At 42.3% G+C, this 6,127-nt stretch carries 6 protein-coding genes; 4 read left to right on the top strand and 2 right to left on the bottom strand.

Annotated features, from left to right (window positions below; translation table 11 throughout):
* Both CXF82_RS22690 and CXF82_RS00125 read left to right on the top strand, forming a co-directional pair.
* Positions 1-414, top strand: a 414-nt coding sequence (locus tag CXF82_RS22690) for an ATP-binding cassette domain-containing protein (RefSeq protein ID WP_145991615.1), incomplete at its 5' end; no start/stop codon positions are given.
* A gap of 10 nt (positions 415-424) precedes the next feature.
* Complete coding sequence (locus CXF82_RS00125) at positions 425-1,930, top strand: PhnE/PtxC family ABC transporter permease (protein WP_101091903.1); 1,506 nt, start codon at positions 425-427, stop codon at positions 1,928-1,930.
* Positions 1,931-2,022: 92 nt separating this feature from the next.
* On the opposite strand, the gene CXF82_RS00120 is transcribed toward CXF82_RS00125, so the two are convergent.
* Positions 2,023-2,367: a hypothetical protein gene (locus CXF82_RS00120; protein WP_101091822.1), complete on the bottom strand. Its 345-nt coding sequence runs from the start codon at positions 2,365-2,367 to the stop codon at positions 2,023-2,025.
* A gap of 206 nt (positions 2,368-2,573) precedes the next feature.
* On the bottom strand, positions 2,574-3,299 hold the full coding sequence (locus CXF82_RS00115; RefSeq protein WP_102043449.1) for a hypothetical protein: 726 nt from the start codon (positions 3,297-3,299) through the stop codon (positions 2,574-2,576).
* A gap of 390 nt (positions 3,300-3,689) precedes the next feature.
* Here CXF82_RS00115 and CXF82_RS00110 point away from each other — a divergent pair, with 390 nt between their 5' ends.
* Positions 3,690-5,246 carry a sensor histidine kinase gene (locus tag CXF82_RS00110; protein WP_101091824.1) on the top strand — a complete coding sequence of 519 codons (1,557 nt, stop codon included), beginning with the start codon at positions 3,690-3,692 and terminating at the stop codon, positions 5,244-5,246.
* A partial coding sequence (locus CXF82_RS00105) for a sigma-54-dependent transcriptional regulator (protein WP_102043448.1) occupies positions 5,246-6,127 on the top strand: 882 nt, incomplete at its 3' end. The genes CXF82_RS00110 and CXF82_RS00105, both read left to right, overlap by 1 nt.

Raw genomic sequence — 6,127 nt, 5'->3', positions numbered from 1 at the left:
TTTAAAAAACCACTTAAAGAAGTGACAACCATTGCTAACTCCTTAGCGCTAGACTGTCCGATATCCCAGACGGTTTCTCAGTTATCAGGTGGACAACGTCAGCGCACTGCGGTTGGTAGAGCTATATATCAAAAGATGCCCATTTTTATTGGCGATGAGCCTTTTTCCGCCTTAGATCCAGTTATGGGTAAGCGGCTGATAAATTTAGTATTACAACAGCACAAGAGCGTCATTATGGTATTGCATGATATGGATATGGCGTTGCAACATTTTGATAGAGTTATTGGTTTGCGTGACGGGAAAAAGTGCATAGATACTCGTGCCTCAGAGCTGAGTGCTGAGATGTTGCAAGCGTTCTATGAAGGCTCAAGCATTGATACTGACGAGGCTATAGGATCGGATACCATTGCCTGATCTTGTCAACATGAGTTCAATTCCACGTCAGGCTTTTTTTGGTTATTGGCAGAAAGTAACGCTGATTTTGCTTGGTGTTACCATGGCATGCTTTTACTGGGCTGACACGGAAATTATAGCGTTAGAACCGTGGAGCGAGTTGCAGCGTATAGCCCTAGGATTTCTTTCACCAGATTTTTTAGCGACCGAATATCTATTGGAAGCGGTTTGGCAAACGGTTAGTTTTGCTTTACTTGGCGTGGCGGCAGGATTGTTATTCGGTGCACCCGTAGCATTGTTTTATAATAAACCTCTGGTCGCAGCCGCTTGTGCCTTTATTCGCTCGATTCATGAATTGTTTTGGGCGTTATTGTTTCTGCAAGTGTTCGGTTTATCCCCCTTAACAGGCGTACTTGCTATTGCCTTACCTTATGGTGCTACATTTGCTAGAGTCTTTAGCGATATTTTACAGCAAGCCCCTGTTTACACATTGCAAAATTTACCGGCGAATACCGATAAAGTCAGCCGCTACATATATGGCCGTTTCGCCCACGTAATGAATGAAATAAAAGCTTACGTGCGTTACCGTTTTGAATGTGCGCTAAGAAGCAGCGCGATACTTGGCTTTGTCGGAATGCCTACATTAGGGTTTTATTTAGAGTCGGCTTTCAGGCAAGGGCATTATCACCAAGGCGCAGCGTTGCTTATTCTGTTTATTATTATGATCGGCTCCATACCTTATTGGTGCAGAGCTAAATTGTTACCTTTGTATTTTATTGCTGCTGTATGGTTGTTACCTGATATCACCACCATTGACGGCTCACTTGTTTGGCGCTTTTTAAGTGACGATATTTTACCGCCCATGTTTCAAAGCCATAGCATAGAGCTGTTGTTTAACGATAAGTGGCGGCTATTTGGACAATGGTTGTATCAGATTATTACTGAGCAAGCACTTCCCGGTGTTTTAGCGACCGTGTTGCTTGCAGTTGCAGCGCTAGGCTTTAGCTATCTGTTGGCATTGCTGATGACAACATTCAGTTTTAAGCCATTAACGGGTGCGTTTATCACTAGACTCAACAATTTTATCTTACTTATTTTAAGATCAATACCTGAGTACATCTTGGCCTATATTTTCATGTTGTTGTTGGGACCTTCTATGTTGCCGGCAATCATAGCGTTAGCGATTCATAACGGTGCCTTAGTTGCCTATTTAACCGCTCGACAAAGCTCTACCACTACATTTAGCCAGCATTTTAATGGCAAAATTGATGGCTATGCATATGACATATTACCGAGAATATACCCAAATATGATGGCGTTACTGTTTTATCGATTTGAAGTGATTCTCAGAGAAACAGCTATTTTGGGAATGTTAGGCGTTGCTACGTTAGGCTTTTATATTGATAGCAACTTTTCTGAAATACGCTTTAATGGGGCGCTAGTGCTGATAGGTGCGACGGCTTTACTTAATATTTTAATTGATATAGCGAGTCGTAAACTGCTGGTTAATGGATCGCTCTCACATAAACCTTGTTAAATCACCGTATAGAACGAACTCATATACGGTGATTTTTATCCTGACAGATTGTTAACGAATAGAATCTAAGCCTTTGGGCTATCAGTACATTGTTAGTTGAATATTTTGCGCTGGTGTCTTCTATAGATGATGCCGTTGCCACACCATGCGGCAAATAGCGTAAACGCGACAACACTCGACATAATAATGCTTAGGCGGTACCAGGGGGCCTCAGCAACAATGCGTGCCTGTACATATTCAAATCCACTCGTTCCCCAAACCAGAAAGGCGGAGACGATAAGGGCTAGCTGTAAAAATCGAGTCATCCAAGTTGCTCGAATAAAGAGTAATACAGGTGCTAATGCATAGGCTATGCAGACTTCGTTTTGACCAAATCGAAGAAAATGCGCACCGAGCAGTAAATACGCAACACTGATAAAAAGAATACGCCACCACATAAAGATATACCTTATTGACCATAAATAGCCTGTAAGGATAAGGCAAAATCAAATAAGTATTCTATAGACGGCTTCACAAATATGGGACTAATACTCGCAGGGAACAGTAATCGAGGTGTGATTATGTGCGTCAAAGCACAACTCTGTCGACCTTGATTGTTGGTTACAGCAAGCTGGTCTGTTAAGAGCAGCTTGCCCAATCAATGCTATTTGATATTGTCTAAAGCAGATTTAAGCTTTTGTTTATCTTCTTTGCTGAGGTTTGCGTGACTAATCAAGCTAAGAATATGTTCAGCACTTGCCCCATCGTCATCGTCAAAGATAACAAAACTAGCGTGTTCATCACTATCACCAAATCGCATGACTTCAAGCTCAGAGATCTGCTCGGCAATAATCTCTATATCATCTGAAAGGGATTCAATATGTATTTCAAATTCGCCTTCATTTTGTTCGAATAGTTTTTCGAGTTCTTGGGCTTTCGCTTCAAGTTCACCCGATTTAGATTCGATTTTTATTACATGAGCTTCGATTTGCGCTGTTTTCCCATCGAGTTGTTTATACAGTTTTTCCAATTTAATCTTAATCGCCTTATCTTGCTCTGCGTTAACAACAAAAAGATTGTTTTTAGGGTGCAGTTGCGACCGCGACAGCATACGAGTGAGTAGCGTTTGAGACTCTTTGGGTAACTCAGCTAATTTAGCGCTAATCACATCTTTATCTTTCAACTCTTGGGCAGTAAATGCTAAGTCATGTTGCTTACCATCTGTTTTAATGGTGACATGGGTAATGTCATTCTCATCAGTTTCTATTTGGGTGGTAAATTCTCTGTCTTTATTGTCGACGACTTCAATTTGTGTAGGTGCAGCGAATAAGCTGGTTGGCAAGGCTAAACCGCAGGTTAATAATGCGCATACTAATAAGTTATTTTTCATAATGTCTTCTCTATTGCCATAAGGCATTGATGTGTTTGGATCTAACGCAGCCACTTAACGGTACGTTCCCTCTATTCTCAGTAGGTATTGCGAGTATCGTGCCAACTCATAACAATGCGCTTTTAGTGGGGTTCTCGGCGGAAATAATCTGTTAACCCATTAAAGAACAACAAAATAACCCTATTTGGGCATATGACTTCCTCAAATAAGGATATTGTGCTTAAACGTGCTAGGGTTTAAATCAACTACTCTGGTCAATACCGTTCTTGAAAGAGCGTGTTACAGGGCGTTAGCTGATATTTGAAAGCTGGTATTAAACTTGTATAGCTATAGAAACTAATAATAAAGGCCTCAATCTAAAGTGTATTGAGGCAGATAAAAGAGTCGATTATGTCTATTAAACGTTATGTCTTTCTGTTGTTTGGAGCGCTTATTCTTATGTTGGCTATAAGCCAGCTTTTTGTGGCTCAGTATTTTAAAACTCAACTTCAACAAGAGTTACAGCAAAGCTCAAAATCCCTGTCTAAAAGTTTAGTCAGTGTGGTGATCCAAAGAGCGTCCGACATCGACCGCTGGGAATTTTCGTTACCAGAAGAAAATGAGTTTTTGACGGACATTGAAGAAAATAAAGAGTTTGTATTAGAGCTTGATGAAGATATTGCTGAGCTAGAACAAGAGATAGATAACCTTGCCCAATCGCTGGTAGAGGTCCATGTCGATACGGGGACAAATGACTACCAAAAACATCAATTGGCGCTACAGGAGAAGGTTCAAGCTCTGCTAGAGAAAGATCGCCGTCATATGGAAGGTGAGCGAGAGAATTTACAGCAACTTAAACGAGAGGCGGCTAAAGAATATCAGCAGAGGGTAGAAGAGAGCCTTGAAAGCTTTGAGATCCACACTGATGACTGGTTACAAGCAGGTCGGGTTATGATTGTTGATGGTGATGAAAAAGATGGCATGGTCATCCGCGAAGAGCGCAGTATTGATCTGCCAAGCCAAGGGGCTAACCATCTGCTTGAGCGCTTCAGTGAGTCGGTGTTGATTGTGATATTACTGACGAGCATTATGGCGCTAATCCTCGCTTACTGGCTCAGTCATCACGTTACTGAGCCTTTAAGCGAATTAGCACTGGGCCATCAAAAATTGGGTGAAGGTAAATTTGGCATTCAGTTAAAAGAGCAGGGTGTTAAAGAGCTTAAACAGATAATGAATGGCTTTAACCGCATGAGCCTAGCATTGGAAAATTGGAATAAAAAAGAGCAGCAGATGTCCCAGCAGCAACATCTAGCCGATCTCGGTCAAATTACTCGCGGTATCGCCCACAGCTTAAGAAACCCACTGCATACGCTTGGTTTGTTATCGGAGCAAGGTATTTACACCGACTCTCAAAGTGAACGTGAAGCGATAAACCAAAAGATGCAAAAGAAGATTGGTTTAATGGATAAGAGCATTCAATCTTTACTGACTCTTTCGAGTCACGAGGTGCTAAGAGACAAGTTGGTGCCATTGAATGCAATTGTACAAGATATTCTATTAGAGCTGTCTATCTCTGGCCTCAAGCCTGATGTGATTTTTGATGCAAATAACCTTGTAGCGGTTTATGGCGCCGAATCAGAATTAAGAAGCATAGTGCATGCGGTATTGATCAATGCCGTTGAAGCTGGTGGTAAGCAGATTAAAATTGAACTCAACAAAGCTGAGAACGAAAAATCAGTTGTGATAACAGATTGGGGCAAAGGCATTGAGCCTTCGATTAAAAGCCAAATGTTTAAACCGCACATAACGACAAAATCAGAAGGTTCAGGTATGGGAATTTACATCGCCAAACGTCTCATAGAGAGCCACTATAATGGCGATATTTGCTATCAAGACAATCCTGAAGGCGGCACCATAGCAACCATTTTATTTGTCGAAGAGCAATCTAGTCAGAAGGAAGATAATTAATGAGTGAGCAGCCCTTACATATTCTAGTGGTAGAAGATGAGCCTGATCAGCGCTCGCTTATTTGCCAAATGCTGACAGCAAACAACTACGTTGTCAGCGAAGCTGACAGCGTCGAACAGGCCATTTTATTGCTCAAAAAGAGCGTGCCTGATCTGATATTTTCAGATTGGAAACTTGGGCAACTAACAGGCATGGATTTGCTAACGTACGTAAGACGCGAGCATGCCGACTTAGGATTTATTATTGCGACAGCCTACGGAACGATTACTCATGCTGTGGATGCGATGCAGGCTGGCGCAGATGATTACCTGTCCAAGCCTTATCAGCGTCAATCACTGTTCATGGCCATTGATAAAGTGGCTAAGTCACTTAAGCTAAAACAGCATAATAGGCGTTTAGCATCGGAACTTTCACAGCAACAGGAGCTGGTGGGCTTAGTCGGAAAAGCCCCTTGCATGCAAAAGGTTTATACGCGGGTGCAACGCGTTAGTGCTACCGATGCCACTGTGTTAATTGGTGGCGAAAGCGGCACAGGTAAAGAACTTGCCGCAAGAGCCTTGTATCAACTGTCGCAAAGACATCATAAACCTTTCGTGGCCATTAATTGCGGCGCAATCCCCGAAAGTTTGGCGGAGTCGGAGTTGTTTGGTGCGGAGAAAGGGGCGTTTACTGGGGCCACAAGTCAAAAAATCGGTAAGCTCGAAGCGGCTAATGGGGGCACCATCTTTTTAGATGAGATCGGTGACTTACCTCTATTACAACAAACCAAGTTACTCCGCTTTTTGCAAGAAGGAGTCATTTCTCGCTTAGGCCAAAATGGTGAAATTAAGCTGGATGTTAGAGTTATTGCGGCCACCCATCGAGATTTACCTACCGAGGTG

The organism is Shewanella sp. GutDb-MelDb (assembly GCF_002836075.1).
Taxonomy (GTDB): domain Bacteria; phylum Pseudomonadota; class Gammaproteobacteria; order Enterobacterales; family Shewanellaceae; genus Shewanella.
Note: the sequence above shows the minus strand (reverse complement) of the source record. Positions and strands in the feature narration are given on the sequence as shown.